The organism is Mycobacterium sp. 852002-10029_SCH5224772 (genome assembly GCF_001667315.1).
Classification (GTDB): domain Bacteria; phylum Actinomycetota; class Actinomycetes; order Mycobacteriales; family Mycobacteriaceae; genus Mycobacterium.
This window is the reverse complement of sequence record NZ_LZHT01000036.1, coordinates 1-16,627: the sequence shown is the minus strand read 5'-3', so window position 1 is coordinate 16,627 and position 16,627 is coordinate 1. Positions and strand designations below refer to the sequence as shown.

The 16,627-nt window shown below is 67.4% G+C and carries 18 protein-coding genes; 9 read left to right on the top strand and 9 right to left on the bottom strand.

Features of this window, described 5'->3' with window-relative positions:
- Positions 1-9: 9 nt before the first annotated feature.
- Genes A5775_RS08010 through glpX form a run of 3 tightly spaced genes read right to left on the bottom strand, consistent with a single transcriptional unit; the run spans position 10 to position 3,580 of the window.
- The gene (locus tag A5775_RS08010) at positions 10-996 is read right to left on the bottom strand and encodes a hypothetical protein (protein ID WP_067250339.1); all 987 of its coding nucleotides are present in this window, start codon (positions 994-996) and stop codon (positions 10-12) included.
- Positions 997-1,049: 53 nt separating this feature from the next.
- Complete coding sequence (locus A5775_RS08005; protein ID WP_369827798.1) at positions 1,050-2,459, bottom strand: class II fumarate hydratase; 1,410 nt, start codon at positions 2,457-2,459, stop codon at positions 1,050-1,052.
- Positions 2,460-2,500: 41 nt separating this feature from the next.
- Positions 2,501-3,580 (bottom strand): class II fructose-bisphosphatase, encoded by a 1,080-nt coding sequence (glpX, locus tag A5775_RS08000; protein ID WP_156660614.1) that lies wholly within the window; start codon positions 3,578-3,580, stop codon positions 2,501-2,503.
- A gap of 55 nt (positions 3,581-3,635) precedes the next feature.
- Here glpX and A5775_RS07995 point away from each other — a divergent pair, with 55 nt between their 5' ends.
- The 3 genes from A5775_RS07995 to A5775_RS07985 are packed head-to-tail and all read left to right on the top strand — an operon-like array spanning position 3,636 to position 6,711.
- A complete protein-coding gene (locus tag A5775_RS07995; protein ID WP_067250334.1) occupies positions 3,636-4,349 on the top strand; it encodes a DUF4245 domain-containing protein in 714 nt (237 codons plus the stop codon).
- A gap of 12 nt (positions 4,350-4,361) precedes the next feature.
- Positions 4,362-5,159 (top strand): dienelactone hydrolase family protein, encoded by a 798-nt coding sequence (locus A5775_RS07990; protein WP_067250331.1) that lies wholly within the window; start codon positions 4,362-4,364, stop codon positions 5,157-5,159.
- Between the two features lie 7 nt (positions 5,160-5,166).
- Positions 5,167-6,711 (top strand): carboxylesterase/lipase family protein, encoded by a 1,545-nt coding sequence (locus tag A5775_RS07985; RefSeq protein WP_067250328.1) that lies wholly within the window; start codon positions 5,167-5,169, stop codon positions 6,709-6,711.
- On the opposite strand, the gene A5775_RS07980 is transcribed toward A5775_RS07985, so the two are convergent.
- From A5775_RS07980 to A5775_RS07965, 4 genes are all read right to left on the bottom strand, one after another.
- Positions 6,708-7,808, bottom strand: a complete 1,101-nt coding sequence (locus A5775_RS07980) for an NAD-dependent epimerase/dehydratase family protein (protein ID WP_067250326.1) — start codon at positions 7,806-7,808, stop codon at positions 6,708-6,710. The genes A5775_RS07985 and A5775_RS07980 overlap by 4 nt on opposite strands.
- A gap of 62 nt (positions 7,809-7,870) precedes the next feature.
- Complete coding sequence (locus A5775_RS07975; RefSeq protein ID WP_067250323.1) at positions 7,871-8,140, bottom strand: exodeoxyribonuclease VII small subunit; 270 nt, start codon at positions 8,138-8,140, stop codon at positions 7,871-7,873.
- Positions 8,130-9,377: an exodeoxyribonuclease VII large subunit gene (xseA, locus tag A5775_RS07970; protein WP_067250320.1), complete on the bottom strand. Its 1,248-nt coding sequence runs from the start codon at positions 9,375-9,377 to the stop codon at positions 8,130-8,132. Before xseA ends, A5775_RS07975 begins: the two co-directional genes overlap by 11 nt.
- The gene (locus A5775_RS07965; protein ID WP_067250317.1) at positions 9,374-9,973 is read right to left on the bottom strand and encodes a lipid droplet-associated protein; all 600 of its coding nucleotides are present in this window, start codon (positions 9,971-9,973) and stop codon (positions 9,374-9,376) included. Before A5775_RS07965 ends, xseA begins: the two co-directional genes overlap by 4 nt.
- 89 nt (positions 9,974-10,062) lie before the next feature.
- Here A5775_RS07965 and A5775_RS07960 point away from each other — a divergent pair, with 89 nt between their 5' ends.
- A complete protein-coding gene (locus A5775_RS07960) occupies positions 10,063-11,061 on the top strand; it encodes a 4-hydroxy-3-methylbut-2-enyl diphosphate reductase (RefSeq protein WP_067250314.1) in 999 nt (332 codons plus the stop codon).
- 52 nt (positions 11,062-11,113) lie between these two features.
- On the opposite strand, the gene A5775_RS07955 is transcribed toward A5775_RS07960, so the two are convergent.
- Positions 11,114-12,262: a DUF6542 domain-containing protein gene (locus A5775_RS07955; RefSeq protein WP_197512427.1), complete on the bottom strand. Its 1,149-nt coding sequence runs from the start codon at positions 12,260-12,262 to the stop codon at positions 11,114-11,116.
- Positions 12,263-12,403: 141 nt separating this feature from the next.
- Between A5775_RS07955 and ychF the strand changes: the two genes are divergently transcribed.
- On the top strand, positions 12,404-13,477 hold the full coding sequence (gene ychF / locus A5775_RS07950) for a redox-regulated ATPase YchF (protein WP_067250308.1): 1,074 nt from the start codon (positions 12,404-12,406) through the stop codon (positions 13,475-13,477).
- A gap of 78 nt (positions 13,478-13,555) precedes the next feature.
- Here the strand turns inward: ychF and A5775_RS07945 are convergent, their stop codons facing one another.
- On the bottom strand, positions 13,556-14,218 hold the full coding sequence (locus tag A5775_RS07945) for a class I SAM-dependent methyltransferase (protein ID WP_067250305.1): 663 nt from the start codon (positions 14,216-14,218) through the stop codon (positions 13,556-13,558).
- Positions 14,219-14,390: 172 nt separating this feature from the next.
- On the opposite strand from A5775_RS07945, the gene A5775_RS07940 reads away from it, so the two are divergent.
- The 4 genes from A5775_RS07940 to A5775_RS24690 all read left to right on the top strand — a co-directional run.
- Positions 14,391-14,942 (top strand): VOC family protein, encoded by a 552-nt coding sequence (locus A5775_RS07940; protein WP_067250303.1) that lies wholly within the window; start codon positions 14,391-14,393, stop codon positions 14,940-14,942.
- A gap of 125 nt (positions 14,943-15,067) precedes the next feature.
- On the top strand, positions 15,068-15,466 hold the full coding sequence (locus A5775_RS07935) for a VOC family protein (protein ID WP_067250300.1): 399 nt from the start codon (positions 15,068-15,070) through the stop codon (positions 15,464-15,466).
- Between the two features lie 71 nt (positions 15,467-15,537).
- A complete protein-coding gene (locus A5775_RS24695; RefSeq protein WP_197512425.1) occupies positions 15,538-15,912 on the top strand; it encodes a hypothetical protein in 375 nt (124 codons plus the stop codon).
- A 246-nt stretch (positions 15,913-16,158) separates the two neighbouring features.
- Positions 16,159-16,627, top strand: a 469-nt coding sequence (locus A5775_RS24690) for a peptidoglycan endopeptidase (protein ID WP_369827797.1), incomplete at its 3' end; no start/stop codon positions are given.

Genomic DNA, 16,627 nt, shown 5'->3' with positions numbered 1-16,627 from the left:
CAGGTCGCGTCAGGACTTCGCGACCTTCAGCGCGGCGATGATCTTGCCGACGATGTCCGCCGAGGCGGTGTCACCGATGGGTGTGCTACCGATGAAAACGGTGACCGGTTTGGTGTCGACCGCGATGATGCTGACCGAGTCGCCTTTGACGTTGCGGGTGGGGTCGGCGATCGTGACGTCGGCGTCGGCCCGCACCGCTTTGGTCCCGTCCACGGTGATCGACGACGTCTTGACCGGTCCCAGCGTGGGTATCGCGTTCGCATATCCGGGCCCGTTGACCACGCACTGCATCAGTTTGGTGGCTTGCGCCGAGAGGTCCATGCTGGCAACGAAATTGGTGACGCCGACCTCGGCCGTCATCATCCACTGGTTGGCGCCGGGCACGTCCTGGGCGACGCCGAGCCCGCCGATCAGGTTCGGGCCCTGGTCGTCGGAGAACACCGTCCACCCGGAGGGCGGCGCGCTGGCCGGGAACGAGAGTTTGCCGGCGGCGATCGAGTCGGTCCGGGGCATCTCGCCGCCGGACACGTTCGGCGTGCAATCGGTGGCGTTCTGTGCCGAATTCTTCGGTTGCGAGACCGAGGTGCTAGTGGACGGGGGCGCGGCGCTCGATGGCTTGTTGCCGTGGCCGCCTTTCATCACCACGAGGGTGGCCACCAACGCGATCACGGCCAGCGCGACCAGGCCGGTGACTATCAACCAGGGCAGCTTTGATCCGCCGGGGGGTGGGCCCGGTGGGTAGGGCCCGCCGGGCGGAAAGGGTTGTCCTGGTGGGGGATACTGCGGCGTCTGGTACGGGTTGCCGGTTGGACCACCCGGCGGGGGATAGGGGTACTGCCCCTGCGGGTAGGCGTACGGACCGCCCTGCGGGTACGGCCCCTGCGGGTAGGGGCCGGGGCCGCCGGCTTGCGGCTGGCCGCCCCAATTCGGCTCCTGTCCATACGGATTGCTTCCGTAAGGCCCCTGACCGTAGGGTCCACCGGGAGGAGCCGTCATGCAAATACCACCCTTACTCTCATCGACCACCGCCGCCGCATGACGGCCGGGCCTTAGTCTTCCGGCTTGACCTTCGCCATGGCCAGCACGTCCAGCCGGCGGTCGAGCTCCTCGATCGACAGCTTGTCGCCGATCAGGCCGCGGTCGATGACGGTCTGGCGAATCGTCTTGCGCTCCTTGAGGGCTTGCTTGGCGACCGCGGCGGCCTCCTCGTAGCCGATCGCCGAGTTCAGCGGCGTCACGATGGACGGCGACGATTCGGCGAGTTCGCGCAGGTGCTCCACATTGGCCGCCAGCCCGCTGATGCAGCGCTCCGCGAACAGCTTCGACACGTTGGTCAGCAGCTTGAACGACTCGAGCACGTTGCGGGCCATCATCGGGATGTACACGTTGAGCTCGAAGGCGCCGTTCCCGCCGCCCCAGGCGACCGCGGCGTCGTTGCCGATCACCTGCGCGGCGACCTGCGTAACCGCCTCGGGGAGAACCGGATTCACCTTGCCCGGCATGATCGAGCTACCCGGTTGCAGGTCGGGCAGCGCAATCTCGGCCAGGCCGGTCAGCGGGCCCGACCCCATCCAGCGGATGTCGTTGGCGATCTTGGTCAGTGACACGGCGATGGTGCGCAGCGCACCGGACGCCTCGACCAGCCCATCGCGCGCGGCCTGAGCCTCGAACGAGTTGGCCGCCGTACGCAATTCGCTCAGGCCCGTGGAAGCGACCAAGGTTTCGACCACCTTGGCGCCGAAGCCGTCGGGGGCGTTGAGGCCGGTACCCACCGCGGTCCCGCCGATCGCGAGCTCACCCAGGCGGGGCAGCGTGGCGCGCACTCGCTCGACGCCCGCCTCGATCTGGCGGGCGTATCCGCTGAATTCCTGCCCGAGCGTCACGGGAACGGCGTCCATGAGGTGGGTGCGGCCCGACTTGACCACGGTCTGCCATTCGCGGGCCTTGCCCGCCAGCGCGTCGTGCAGCACCTCGAGCGCCGGAATGAGGTGGCGCACGGCGGCTTCGGTGGCCGCGATGTGGGTTGCGGTGGGGAAGGTGTCGTTCGACGACTGCGACATGTTGACGTCGTCGTTGGGGTGCACCGTGACGCCGTTGGCGGCCGCGATGCTGGCGATCACCTCGTTGGTGTTCATGTTGGAGCTGGTGCCCGAACCGGTCTGGAAGACGTCGATGGGGAACTGGTCGTCGTGCCGGCCGTCGGCGATCTCGGCGGCCGCGGCGATGATCGCGTCGGCCTTGTCCGCAGCCAGCAGCCCGAGGTCCTTGTTGACCTGCGCGCAGGCGCCCTTCAGCAGGCCCAGCGCGCGGATCTGGGTGCGCTCCAGACCCCGGCCCGAGATCGGAAAGTTCTCGACCGCACGCTGGGTTTGGGCGCGCCACAACGCTTTTGCGGGTACGCGGACCTCGCCCATGGTGTCGTGCTCGATGCGGTACTCGGCGTCTTCAGTGTTGTTCAAGGCCATAGAGTGCTGGCTTCCTCGTTCTTCGATCCGGTCGGTCAGGGCAGGGGGTAGGCGGCAGAACTGTCGCCGGTGAAGTCGATGGCGGAGTATTCGTTGAGCTTCGAAAGCCGGTGGTAGGCCTCGATCATCCGGACGGTGCCCGACTTCGACCGCATGACGATCGATTGGGTGGTGCAGCCACCGGGGAAGTACTGCACGCCCTTGAGCAGGTCCCCGCTGGTGACCCCGGTGGCGCAGAAGAAGACGTTGTCGCCGGACACCAAGTCCTCGGTGGTCAGTATCTGATCGAGGTCATAGCCGGCGTCGATGGCCTTTTGGCGTTCGTCGTCGTCGGTGGGCGCCAACTGCGCCTGGATGGCGCCGCCCATGCAGCGGATCGCGGCGGCGGCGATGATGCCTTCCGGGGTGCCACCGATCCCGGCCAGCATGTCGGTGCCCGAGTGCGGCCGGCAGGCCGAGATGGCGCCCGCGACGTCGCCGTCGGTGATCAGCCGGATGCGGGCTCCGGTGGCACGGACGTCTTCGATCAGCTGGGCGTGCCGCGGCCGGTCCAGGATGCACACGGTCATGTCGCGCACCGACAGCGCCTTCACCTTGGCGACGGCCTTGATGTTTTCGGCGATCGGCGCGGTGATGTCGAGCACGTGCGCGGCCTCGGGGCCGACGGCGATCTTGTTCATGTAGAACACCGCCGACGGGTCGAACATCGCGCCGCGGTCGGCCACCGCCAGCACGGAGATGGCGTTGGGCATGCCCTTGCTCATCAGCGTGGTGCCGTCGATCGGGTCGACGGCGAAGTCGCACTCCGCGCCGTCGCCGTTGCCGACCTCCTCGCCGTTGTAGAGCATCGGCGCGTGGTCCTTCTCGCCCTCGCCGATGACGACCACACCGCGCATCGAGACCGAGTTGACCAGCTCGCGCATCGCGTCGACGGCCGCCCCGTCACCACCTTCTTTGTCGCCGCGCCCGACCCAGCGGCCGGCGGCCATGGCGCCGGCCTCGGTCACGCGGACCAGTTCCAAGGCCAGGTTGCGGTCTGGAGCCTCACCGCGCGGCCGCGTCTGCGCCGGAGCTCGACCATTGGCGGTGGATGAGTGGTCGCCCTCAACTGTCATGGTTGGTGATTGTCCCAGAAGCGGATCGGTCGGCTGGAACTGGGATACTCGGGGGATGACCGAGAAGCCGCCGCTGAATGCCAGCTCGGACGGCTATGTCGCCGGGGAGCCGACCCCTGCCGCCGAACCGGTCGCGGGCCCGGGCCCCCGACCGGCCAAGCCCCGGCTGCTGCAGGACGGCCGGGACATGTTCTGGTCCCTGATTCCGCTGGTAATCGGCTGCGTGGTGCTGGCCGGGCTGCTGGGCATGTGTTCGTTCCAGCTCGACAGCCACAAGGGCCCCATCCCGTCCTATGACGCCGCGGCGGCCCTGCGGGCGGACGCGGAGACGCTGGGCTTCCCCATCCGCCAACCGCAGCTGCCGGCCGGCTGGCAGGCCAACTCCGGGCGCCGCGGCGGGATCCCCCACGGGCGAGCAGACCCCGCGACGGGTCAGCGGGTGAACGCTCCGATCTCGGTGGTCGGATACATCAGTCCGAGCGGCATGTATCTGAGCCTGACCCAGAGCAACGCCGACGAGGACAAGCTGGTCAATTCGATCCATCCGTCGTCGTACCCGACCGGGGCGGTCGATGTCGCCGGGACCAACTGGGTCGTCTATCAAGGTTCCGGCGAAAGCGGCGCGGACGCCGAGGCGGTGTGGACGACCCGCCTCAGCGGTCCGGGCGGTGCCACGCAGATCGCGATAACCGGCGCCGGAAACAGCGATCAATTTCGTACGCTGGCGTCGGCGACGCAATCGCAGCCGCCGCTGCCGACCAGCCGATAGAAGGGGACTCGCGTGAGCGCACCAGAGGCCGATCTGTCCGGATGGGCGGCGGCGCCGTTCACCGGCGGCGGCTACACCCACGACGTCTACCGCAAGGGCACCGGCCCCGGCGTGGTGCTGATCCCCGAGATCCCCGGTATCCACCCCGGTGTGCTGGCCTTGGGTAATCACCTGGTGGACAACGGTTTCACCGTCGCCATTCCGTCGCTGTTCGGCGAGCCGGGCAAGGCCAAGACGCCCGGTTACGTCGTCAGTGCCATCGCACGAGCTTGCGTGGCAAGGGAATTCGCGGCGTTAGCGCTGAACAAGCAACGCCCGGTATCGGTATGCCTGCGGGCACTGGCGCGTGACCTCAACGCCTCGACACCCGGCAAGGGTGTCGGCGTGATCGGCCAATGCTTCACCGGCGGCTTCGCGCTGGCCGCCGCGGTCGACGACAGCGTGCTGGCACCGGTGCTTTCTCAACCGTCGGTCCCGTTCCCGCTCGGCGCCGCGCGGCGGCGCGACCCCGGCTTGAGCGAGTCCGAGCTGGCCACCGTGGCCGACCGGTGCGACAACGACGGCCTGTGCGCCATGGGATTGCGGTTCAGCGAGGACAAAATGGCGCCCGGCGAGCGGTTCGCGACGCTCAAGGAGCGCCTGGGCGACGCGTTCGAGGTGATCGATATCGATTCGGGACCCGGCAATGAACACGGCTTTGGCAAGATGGCGCATTCGGTGCTCACCGATGAGGTCCGCGAGATCGACGGCCAGCCGGCGTACGAAGCCCGCAAACGTGTGGTCGATTTTCTGACCGAGCGGCTCACCTAGCACGCGCATGGTGATCGACGACCTGGTGGTGGAAACCAGCTACGGCCCGGTCCGCGGCGTCGACGAGGGCCGCGCCAAGGCGTGGAAAGGCATTCGCTACGCGGCGGCGCCGGTGGGCGACTTGCGTTTCCGGGCGCCGCAACCGCCCGAGCGGTGGACCGAGGTCGCCGCCGCCACCGCGTTCGGCCCGGCCTGCCCGCAGCCGGTATTTCCCAACATGCCGCTGGATCTGGGCGCGCCGCAGGGTGAAGACTGCCTGCGGCTCAACGTCTGGGTGTCCGCTGACACCCGGCCCGGCGACGCCAAACCCGTGCTGGTCTGGCTGCACGGCGGCGCCTACGTCCTGGGGTCGAGCAGCCAGACCCTCTATGACGGCCGCAGACTGGTCGGCCACGGCGACGTCGTGGTGGTGACGGTCAACTACCGGCTCGGGGTGCTCGGCTTTCTCGACCTGTCGTCGTTCGACGCCGCGGGGCGACATTTCGACTCGAACGTGGGGCTGCGCGACGCGCTGGCGGCACTGGAGTGGGTGCGCGACAACGTCGCCGCCTTCGGGGGCGATCCGCAACGGGTGACGCTGTTCGGTGAATCCGCCGGTGCGGGAATGGTCACCACGCTGCTGGCCAGCCCGGCCGCCGAGGGCTTGTTCGCCGGCGCGATCGCGCAGAGCTCACCGGCCACCTCGGTCTACGACCGCGACCGGGCGCGCCGGGTCACCGAAGCCTTCCTCGGCAAGCTGGGAATCGCCCCGTCCGAGTCGCAACGGCTGGTCGACATGCCGATGGCGACGATCCTGGCCGCGTCGCAGGAGGTGTTCGACGAAGTGCCGGCGCGCAACCCGGGGACGCTGGCGTTCGTGCCGATCGTCGACGGCGACGTGTTAGGCGACTACCCGGTCAAGCTGGCGCAGGAGGGCCGCACCCATCCGGTCCCGCTGATCATCGGCACCAACAAACACGAGGCGGCGCTCTTCCGGCTGATGCGCTCGCCGCTGATGCCGATCACCCCGAGCGCGATCACGTCGATGTTCAATCAGATTGCCGCCGAACAACCCGATTTGCAGTTGCCCACCGAGGAGGAGATCGGCTCGGCGTACTCGCGATTGCGGCGCAAGGCACGGAGTTTGAGCATCGCGACCGACGTCGGCTTCCGGATGCCGTCGGTGTGGCTCGCCGAGGGGCACGCCCGCGTGGCGCCGGTGTATCTGTACCGCTTCGATTACTCCACGCCGTTGTTCAAGCTGCTGACGGTCGGGGCCGCGCACGCGACCGAATTGCCTTACGTGTGGGGCACTCTCGGTGCGCCCAAGGATCCCACGCTGAAGCTCGGTGGTACCAGAACCGCCAAAGCGGTCTCCAAAAGGGTGCGTACCCGATGGGTCAACTTCGCCGCGCACGGCAAGCCCGCGGGCCCTGCCGGTGAGCCGGACTGGGCGCCGTACCGGGCGAACGATCGTGCCTGCCTGCTCATCGGCAAAAAGGACGCCCTCGCGCAGGACGTCGACGCGGACATCCGCGCCGCGTGGGGCACCGAGATGGTGAGCTTCCGCTAAACGGAAGCCTTGGCCGTCAACGCTTCTCGCTTCATCTGGTCGAACATGCCCACGTAGTACGGCAGACATTCCGACAGGGCCTGCTCCGTAGTGAACAGGGGCTGATAGCCAAGGTCACGAGACGCCTTGGCGATCGAGAAGAAGTTGTCCAGATACAGCCGCTCGACGGCGAGTGGCTCGAGCAGCGGCGCCGGTATCCCGAACCGGAAATGCAGCCGCTGCCACCCGGTCATCGCCGCGCGCACGACGGGTCCGTTCACCCGGACCCGGGGCCACCTCTCCCCGCACGCTTCGACCACCGGCCGGGCGAATTCGAACATGTTGATCGGCTCGGCGTCGTTGATGAAATACGCCTGACCGGGTGCGGTACCGCCGGGTGTCAGGTGCTGGGCCGCCAAGATGAAACCGTGAATCAGGTTGTGCACGTAGGAGTTGTCCAACCGGGCCGATTTGCGGCCGATCAGCACCTTGACGTGGCCGGCGATCACGCTTTCGAACAGCTTGCGAAACATCGTCTGGTCGCCGCGGCCCCAGATCCCGCTGGGCCGAATGGCACACGTCAGCAGGCCTTCAACACCGTTTTGCCCCAACACGAATCGCTCGGCGATCACCTTGGTCTCGGTGTACAGGTCGTTGAACCGGTTGGTGTAGGGCAGCGTCTCGTCGCCGCCGACGATGTTCTCCCCGCCCATGACGACGCTGTTGGACGAGGTGTAGACGAAGCGCTGCACCCCGGCCGCCTGCCCGGCGCGGACCAGGTTCTCGGTCCCGCCGACGTTGACCCCGAAGCTGCGCTGCCGGTACTCGTCGGTCACCGACGCGCCGCCCATCAGGTCGATGATCGCCGCGGTGTGAAATACCGTGTCGATGCCGTCGACCGCTCGGGCGCACACGGCCGTGTCGGTGATGTCACCCTGCAGCACCTCCAACTGAGGATGCTCCGGCAGCGGCGAGGGGGCGCGGTCAAACGAGCGGACCTGATACCCGCGGTCGAGCAGAGTGGTCACCAGGTTGGCGCCGACGAACCCGGAACCCCCGGTGACCAGGACGCGGCCGAGCTCGGCCGTCAGTGATGGATCACCCATGCGCGAAATCATAACTGAAACGTGTTCCAGTTCGGAAAAAGTCGTTCAACTCAGCCCCCCCGATGGTGTGCGATTCAGGCGTCCTCGGCGTCGCCCGCCGCGAGCGCATCCTCAATGCGCTTGCGTGCGCCAGCTAAGTGCTCTTCGCACCGTTTAGCCAGCTGTTCGCCTCTTTCCCATAGTTGCAGCGACGCATCCAGGTCCAGCCCTCCCTGCTCCAGCAGCCGCACGACCTCGATCAGCTCGTCCCGGCACGCTTCATAGCCCAGGTCACTAATAGGTGTAATAGATTCGGTCCCCTCCGGGCCGGCGGAGCCGTCCCCGCCGTCGTTTTTACGCGCCATCGACCGGTCCTTCGCTGACCGCGGCCACGGCGCCGTCGGCCACCCGCACCCGCAACCGGGTGCCCGCCGGCGCGTCGTCGACCGAACGCAGCACCTGACTCTCGGTGGGCCCCACCGCTTGCACGACCGCATAGCCGCGCGCCAATGTGGCCGCCGGCCCCAGCGTCGCCAGCCGCGCGCCCAAGTGGCCGATCCGCTCGGTCTCGGTGGCGGCCAGCCGAGTGACGTCGCGGCGAATCGCCGACCGCGCGCGGTGAATCTCCTCGGCGCGCGCCGTCAGCGCCGTCAGCGGCTCGGCCAGCACCGGGCGGCTGCGTACCTGGGCCAGCGCCCGCTGCTCGCGAGATACCCAGTTGCGCAGCGCCTGCGCGCTGCGGCGGCGCAGGTCGCCGATCAGCCGCTGCTCGGCCGCGGTGTCGGGGACCACCTTCTTGGCCGCGTCGGTGGGGGTGGCCGCACGCAGATCGGCGACCAGATCGCACAGCGGGTTGTCGGGTTCGTGACCGACCGCGCTGATCACCGGGGTGCGGCACGCCGCGATGGTGCGGCACAGCGTCTCGTCGGAGAACGGCAGCAGGTCCTCGACGCTGCCGCCGCCGCGGGCCAGGACAATCACGTCGACGTCGGCATCGCGATCGAGCTCGTGTAGGGCGTCGACGATCTGCGCTACGGCGTTGGGCCCCTGGACCGCCGTATTCCGTACGGCGAAACGCACCGCGGGCCAGCGCCCGGCGGCCACGGTTTTCACGTCGCGCTCGGCCGCGCTGGCCCGGCCGGTGATCAAGCCGATCATGTTGGGCAGGAAGGGGATTGGCCGCTTGAGCCGGGGATCGAAAAGCCCCTCGGCATCCAGCAGTCTGCGCAGCCGATCGATGCGGGCCAGCAGCTCACCAACCCCCACCGCGCGAATCTCGCTGAGCCGCAACGAGAATGTGCCGCGACCGGTGTAAAACGATGGCTTGCCGCACACCACCACCTGGGTGCCCTCGGCCAGCTTCACCGGCGCATTGCGCACCAAATCCCGCGGGCACGTCACGGTCAGCGACATGTCGGCCGCCGGGTCACGCAGCACCATGAACACGGTTTTGGAATCAGGCCGCATCGAGACCTGGGCGAGCTGACCCTCCACCCAGACGGTGCCCAGCTTGTCGATCCAGCCCGCGACCCGGATTGCCACCGCGCGCACCGGAAACGGGTTCTCGGCGGAGTTCGGTTCGGACGTCGCGGCTCGGGTCACTTCGCGTTCGCGCGGGTGATCCTGTTGGCGAGCAGCGTCTGGAACGGCGCGCGGCCCTTGGTCGCCTGCTCGTAGGCCAGCAGTGCCTCGAGTTCATCGACGCTCAGCGATTGCAGACGGGCGCGCAGCTGGGCCAGCGTCAGGGCCGAGTAGTCCAGTTCGGTGGCCACCTCGGGTTGGGAAACTGCCGCGCTGGCCGGCGGCTTCTTCGAGGGGCGGGCGGGTTTGGTCAGGGCGCTGGCGTCTTCGTGCGCATCGGCCACCGAGTAGAGCGCGAACCGTCCCTCGGCTCTGCGCTCGCCCTCGCTGCCGTCGGGCAGCGCGGCATACGCCCCGTCGATCGCGTCGTCCACGTCCTCGTCGAACGTCGCCCATTCCGGCTTCTCGTCCTTGGGCGGGAAAATCGACTCGAGGGTGCTGTCCCCTTTGATCACCAGCTCGGCGAGGTTCTGCTGGAAGCGCATCACCATGTGTGCTGCCTGACTGGCCAGTGTCATCGGGTACATCAGGATGGTTTTCGGCAGCCTGATGGTCTCCTCAACGGCGACCGTCGCCGCACCGACCAGCAGCCGAACCCCATACGGTGCAGTAGCCATGGGTCCAAGATTGCCTTAAGCGGCGGCTAACTCCAAGCCCACCGGCGCGAGCTGGCAGCCCCGTGTCGGCAGAACGTACCCTGGGGGACATGCCCTCGACCGTCGACATGGGGATACCCGGCGCATCCAGCTCGGTAGCCGCCACCCCGACCCGCAAGCGTGTGCTCCTGGCCGAGCCGCGCGGTTACTGCGCGGGCGTGGACAGGGCCGTGGAGACCGTGGAGCGCGCGCTGGAAAAGCACGGCCCGCCGGTCTACGTGCGTCACGAGATCGTGCACAACCGGCACGTGGTCAGCACGCTGGAAAAGGCCGGTGCGGTGTTCGTCGAGGAGACCGACGAGGTCCCCGAAGGCGCCATCGTGGTGTTCTCCGCGCACGGCGTCGCGCCCTCGGTGCACGCGGCGGCCGCCGAACGTAACCTGCGCACCATCGATGCCTCCTGCCCGCTGGTGACCAAGGTGCACAACGAGGCCCGGCGATTCGCCCGCAACGACTACGACATCCTGCTCATCGGCCACGAGGGCCACGAGGAGGTTGTCGGCACCGCCGGGGAGGCGCCCGACCACGTGCAGCTGGTCGACGGAGTCGCCGCCGTGGACAACGTGACCGTCCGCGACGAGGACAAGGTGGTGTGGCTCTCGCAGACCACGTTGTCGGTCGACGAGACCATGGAAATCGTCGGGCGGCTGCGGCAACGATTCCCGAAGCTGCAGGATCCGCCCAGCGACGACATCTGTTACGCGACGCAAAACCGGCAGGTCGCGGTCAAGGCGATGGCGCCGGAGTGTGAGCTCGTGATCGTCGTCGGGTCCGGCAATTCGTCGAATTCGGTGCGGCTGGTGGAGGTGGCGCTGGGTGGCGGGGCCGACGCCGCTCACCTGGTCGACTGGGCCGATGACATCGACCCGGCATGGCTCGAGGGCGTCACCACGGTGGGTGTCACTTCCGGAGCGTCCGTTCCCGAGGTCTTGGTGCAAGGTGTGCTGGAGCGGCTCGCCGCGTGCGGCTACGACCTGGTGCAACCGGTGACCACGGCACAGGAGACCCTCGTGTTCGCGCTGCCGCGCGAGATCCGATCACCCCGCTGAGGCGCTGAGCTCCTAGACCGCTGGCGGCGACCCGCCGCGCTCGCGATCGCCGCTAGACGTCGTATTCCCACGATTCGGCCGGGGGGCGCCCGTGCGCGCGCCCGGGCGTGCGTGAGCGACTCCGGCGCTCGGTGTGCGGCTCGCGCGGCTGGTCCTGGGTGCCGCCGCGGTAGCGGACCTGCGAGATGGGGTGATGCGTCCCGCTGTTCCCGGGCGAGGGCGGCCGCCGGCGCCGCGGCTCATAGGGCTCGCGGCCGTCGTCGTGCCGGTCGCCGTAGGACTCAAAGCCGTCGAATCGGCCGCTACGCGGCGCGGGCCGCTCGTAGGGCCGCTCGTAGGGATTGCGGCGGGCGCGCGGTTCGCGGGGAGATTGGCCCCGCAGCTCCGGGTCGCTGTCGGGCCTGGGCCGGCGGCGGGACCGCCGGGGTGGTTCGGCGGCGTCATAATCGCGGGCCGACGCGGAGCTTCGACGGCTGCTGCTGCGCCGTGGACGCGCGGGCCGCTCGACCGAGTCATCGTCGAGGGACGGCCGTGCGTGCCGGGAGCCGGTCCGCGCGGAACGCGTGGACGAGCGACCGTCGCGCGGCGTGCGGCGGGTTCTCGCCGACGAGCCCGACGTGCGACCGCGGCGTGCCCCGGACGCCTCGTCGGTGTCCTCGGCGTCGGGCTGCAACGCCGACTGCAGTTTGGCGCCGATGTTGCTGAAGAAGGACTTGACGTCGACGCTGGTGGCGCCGGCGGAGTCGGCGGACGTGCTCCCCGTGGATCTGCCCTGGCCGTTTCCGAAATACCAGCGCGCCAGTCCGATCGCCATCACGACGCCGGCGGTGCCGAGCATCAGCGGGAAGCGCTCGATCAGCGGGTAGCCGCAGTTGATCAGCAGGTCTTTGAGGCGGCCGATTTTGGCGTCGTGGAACAGCCAGTAGGCGCCGGGTACCGCGCAGAACAGGATCAGCGGCGGCTGGATGATCGTGGTGAAGATGCCGTCCTGGCGCACCGCGAGCACAGCCGCCACGCAACCCGCTATATAGAAGCCCGCGAATACGTGGGTCAGTTCCTTGTGACCAGCGTCGATTCCGTAGCCGATAGCTGTCGCGGTAACGGCGACAAGCAGGGCTGCGTACCAGGGGGCGCCTGGGATGTTGGGGTGAATCGAACGGTGAGCACTGTCCACCGTCGCACTTGCCCGCTGTGCTGACACATGTAGACCGTACCGGGAATGGACCGAAAGGCCCGTAAATACCTCGCGGGGACCCTGTGGCGTGCCCCGCTCCAACGCACGATCGGCCGCGTGACGGTCCCGATCGTCCGGCGCCGCCATGACCCCTAGACTTGGCTCCCTGTGAGCCTGAGCCTGGGAATCGTCGGCCTGCCGAATGTCGGCAAGTCGACCTTGTTCAACGCGCTGACCCGGAACAACGTGGTCGCGGCCAACTACCCGTTCGCGACGATCGAGCCCAACGAGGGCGTCGTTCCCCTGCCCGACCCGCGGCTGGACAAGCTGGCGGAGATGTTCGATTCCGAGAAGATCGTGCCGGCACCGGTGACGTTCGTCGACATCGCCGGCATCGTGAAGGGCGCCTCCGAGGGCGCCGGGCTGGGCAACAAGTTCCTGGCCAACATCCGCGAGTGTGACGCGATCTGCCAGGTGGTGCGGGTGTTCGCCGACGACGACGTCGTGCACGTCGACGGCAAGGTCGATCCGGCCTCCGACATCGAGGTGATCGAGACCGAGCTGATCCTCGCTGACATGCAGACCCTGGAAAAGGCCGTGCCACGGCTGGAGAAGGAAGCCCGCAACAACAAGGAGCGCAAGCCCGTGCACGAGGCGGCCGTCGCCGCGCAGGCCGTGCTGGACTCGGGTGAGACACTCTTCGCGTCCGGTGCCGACGCGGCACTGCTGCGCGAGCTGAACCTGATGACCACCAAGCCGTTTCTGTATGTGTTCAACGCCGACGAGTCCGTGCTGACTGATGAAGCCCGCAAGGCCGAGCTGTCCGCGATGGTTGCGCCTGCCGACGCGGTGTTCCTGGACGCGAAGATCGAGGCCGAGCTGCAGGAGCTGGACGACGAGTCGGCCGCCGAGCTTTTGGAATCCATCGGGCAAACCGAGCGTGGGCTAGATGCGTTGGCGCGGGCCGGTTTTCACACGCTCAAGCTGCAGACCTACCTGACGGCGGGCCCAAAAGAGGCGCGTGCGTGGGTGATTCACCAGGGCGACACCGCGCCCAAGGCCGCCGGGGTGATCCACACCGACTTCGAAAAAGGTTTCATCAAGGCCGAAATCGTCTCCTACGACGACCTGGTCGCCGCGGGCTCGATGGCGGCGGCCAAGGCGGCCGGCAAGGTTCGCATGGAGGGCAAGGACTACATCATGGCCGACGGCGACGTCGTCGAGTTCCGGTTCAACGTCTAAGCCGTCAAAGCAGGGCGGTCCCTTTCGAACGAAGCCGAAAGTCTGCCTCGATCGAAGTCCCGCACTGTTCGCGACGTTTCACGCGACCGCCTGGGCGATCAGCAGGTGCGGTGCGTTGGCGTCCTCACTGATCTGACGGTGTTCGACTGTGAGGCCGGTCCTGCGTAACGCGTCGATCACGTCCGGCACCGGACGGAGGTGAAAGCCGTGTCCCGTGAATGGCAGTTTTGCCATGACGTCGGGGTCGGCCAGTCCGATGACGAGTCGACCCCGACTGTTAATCACCCTGGCAAGCTCTCTGAACGCCCTGTCGAGCTCGGCGACGAAGTAGATGGTGTTGACGGTGATGGCGCCGTCCAATGCCCCATCGGGAAAGGGCAACTGCGTCATGGACCCGGAATGCAAAGACAGCCGCCCGGTTGCGATGTCACGGCGGTAGCGCCCCGCGGCCCGGCTGAGCATCGTCTCCGACACCTCGACACCATGCACTCTGCCCGACGGACCGACACTGTCAAGCAGGAATTTCAGCCCCACTGCGCCACCGAATCCGACATCGGCGACCGCCGATGCTTCATCGGGTTGCAGCGCCCGCACGGCGGCGCTCACGAAGCGCCGGTTGCCCCGATTGAGCGCCGCACCAACCAGCCGCCCGCGCAGACCACTTGGATGACCGAGCTGCTGAGCAATACCCGCCATGACCGCGTCCCGGACCCCCATTTGACGACCGTAGAGCACGGACACTGATGCGGCACGGCTTATTGGATGAAGTGATGGGAGCCCAGGCGACGAGGGCGTCCGGTCGGCGGGCGAATATCATCTAGCACGTCGTGACGCCGACGCCGACGCCGACGGCGACGTCGTCGAGCAAGTGGTGCTGACCGCATTCTGGAATGGATCGGCCTGAGGAGGCGCTATGCGGTGGCGGGGTGTTTGTCACGTCGAGTTCGCGGTGTTGGACTATGACGACTCAATCGCGTTCTACGACGCGTTGTTCGGCTGGCTCGGCTACAGCAGTTTCTCGTCGCTCAACATGGAGTACCAGTCGACGTATTACATGACGCGTAATGTCAACCCGCACAGCTACATCGGCATCCAGCCCGCGCGCACCGGTGGGAAGCTGACGCACTCCGACCAGGCGGTCGGCATCAACCACATCGCGTTGTGGGCGCGCAGCAGGGCAGAGGTCGACCGCTTCCATCGTGAATTCTTGGTCGAACGCGCGATCCCCGTCACCGACGAGCCAAAGGACTACCCGCAGTACTGGCCCGGCTACTACGCGGTGTTCTTCGACGACCCGATCAATGGAATTCACTGGGAGTTGGCCTGGGTGCCGAAAGTTCCGACGCCTCGCCAACTTTGGTCGTTCTATCGGACGATTCGTGCTTTCGCGAAGAGTCGACCGGACCTGGCGAACACGGTGCCGGGCGTCACGTTGCAGGCGAGGAGAACGCTACCGGCCCGATGACCGGGCGCGACCCTTCGCACTTCGGTGTGCCAGACCGACGTCCGGTGACCTCGATCGTTGTCGGAGGCGGCGGTTAGCATCCTTCGCGCACGACACCACACCACCGGGGCCGCGAGGAGGACCGCATGAAGTTCGTATCGACCCGCATCATCACCGCAGACGTGAAGCGGCTCGTCAGTTTCTACGAGATGGTCACCGAAGTGTCGGCCGTGTGGGGAAACGAGCTGTTTGCGGAGATTCCGACCCCGGTTGGGACGCTGGCCATCGGTAGCGACAAGACGGTGCCGCTGTTCGGCGACGGATCCGCCGAGCCGGCAGCGAACCGGAGCGCGATCGTGGAATTCATCGTCGAGGACGTGGACGCCGAATACGAGCGGCTCCGCGAGCATGTCGCGGAGATCGTGACGACGCCGACAACGATGCCGTGGGGCAATCGCGCGCTGTTGTTCCGGGATCCGGACGGAAATTTGGTCAACCTGTTCACTCCGGTCACCGACGAGGCACGCGCCAAGTTCGGAGTCTGATCGAGTCCGGAGACTCCGGCAAATCCGAACAACTACTTGCCCGGAGTCCGGTCCAGGGAAATCCTTGGGAGATGACGACTGTCGAACGATCGGGATCGTGGCTGCGGCAGGCGACGACCGTGCTGGTGTTGGCGCTGTCCGTTTTGGGCCTGGCCGGCGGCCCCGTCGCGCAGGCGGCGCCGGCCCCCACCGATCACTGGTGCCCGGGCGAGCCATGGAACCCGGCGTGGGGCAATGTCTTGGACTGGGACTGGAATCGCTGCCACGACTGGCAACATCCAGGCGGGCCGACCGCCCCGGCGGGTTGGGGGCCATGGGGTCCCCCACCGGCATGGGCGCCGCCGCCACCACCTCAACCGGCGTGGGCGCCCGGGGCTCAAATGATGTGGAACCCGACTGACGCTGATTGGGGCATCTGGAACAACGGCATATGGACACCCGTCTGAGGCAACACCGCCGCTCGCGGGCAGGTGGCTTCGGTCGGTGGCGTTGGGCGGGTCGGATGGCTGGCGCTGAAGGGCTCGGGTCGCCGATCGGCGCGCCTGGTCTAAAGCGCAAGTAATTCGCCGCCAAAAATATACCCGTGTGTAATAAGTTTGCTTTAGCTGCGGCGTAGGTCATTGCCGGTTTACCGAATGACCTACGCCACAAATTTTGGTTCGCAATAAATGTTATTGCTAGCCTCGCTGCCCATGGTCGTTATTGCAACATTGATGTCGTTGATCAATCAGGTCTCCGGCACCCCGTATATTGCGGGTGGGGATTCTCCCGCCGGAACCGATTGTTCGGGACTCGCTTCGTGGATTGCGAATGCCGCGACTGATCGGCCAGTTTTTGGAGATCGATTTAATACCGGAAACGAGGAAGCCGCGTTGTTGGCGCGGGGGTTCCAATATGGGACCGCGCCCAACGCCTTGGTCATTGGTTGGAACGGTGGCCACACTGCGGTGACACTGCCCGATGGAACGTCGGTGGCCAGCGGTGAGCGCGGCGGTGTGCACCTCGGCGGCCCGGGCGCCTACCAGGCAGGATTCACGCACCACATGTTCCTTCCGGTGGAACTGGAGGACGGTGGCGCGCCGCCTCCGCCGGAGGCTTTGCCGCCTGCGCCGGACGCCCCTCCGCCGGCCCCAGACGCACCGCCCCCGCCGCCGGACGCTC

Bases quoted from the DNA above. Each gene is read 5' to 3' on its own strand.
- A5775_RS07975 (WP_067250323.1), bottom strand. From the start codon at position 8,140: ATGGCGCGTAAAAACGACGGCGGGGACGGCTCCGCCGGCCCGGAGGGG.
- A5775_RS07980 (WP_067250326.1), bottom strand. From the start codon at position 7,808: ATGATTTCGCGCATGGGTGATCCATCACTGACGGCCGAGCTCGGCCGC.
- A5775_RS07995 (WP_067250334.1), top strand. From the start codon at position 3,636: ATGACCGAGAAGCCGCCGCTGAATGCCAGCTCGGACGGCTATGTCGCC.
- A5775_RS07960 (WP_067250314.1), top strand. From the start codon at position 10,063: ATGCCCTCGACCGTCGACATGGGGATACCCGGCGCATCCAGCTCGGTA.
- glpX (WP_156660614.1), bottom strand. From the start codon at position 3,580: ATGACAGTTGAGGGCGACCACTCATCCACCGCCAATGGTCGAGCTCCG.
- A5775_RS07985 (WP_067250328.1), top strand. From the start codon at position 5,167: ATGGTGATCGACGACCTGGTGGTGGAAACCAGCTACGGCCCGGTCCGC.
- A5775_RS24695 (WP_197512425.1), top strand. From the start codon at position 15,538: ATGACGACTGTCGAACGATCGGGATCGTGGCTGCGGCAGGCGACGACC.
- A5775_RS07935 (WP_067250300.1), top strand. From the start codon at position 15,068: ATGAAGTTCGTATCGACCCGCATCATCACCGCAGACGTGAAGCGGCTC.
- A5775_RS07965 (WP_067250317.1), bottom strand. From the start codon at position 9,973: ATGGCTACTGCACCGTATGGGGTTCGGCTGCTGGTCGGTGCGGCGACG.
- A5775_RS08010 (WP_067250339.1), bottom strand. From the start codon at position 996: ATGACGGCTCCTCCCGGTGGACCCTACGGTCAGGGGCCTTACGGAAGC.
- A5775_RS07940 (WP_067250303.1), top strand. From the start codon at position 14,391: ATGCGGTGGCGGGGTGTTTGTCACGTCGAGTTCGCGGTGTTGGACTAT.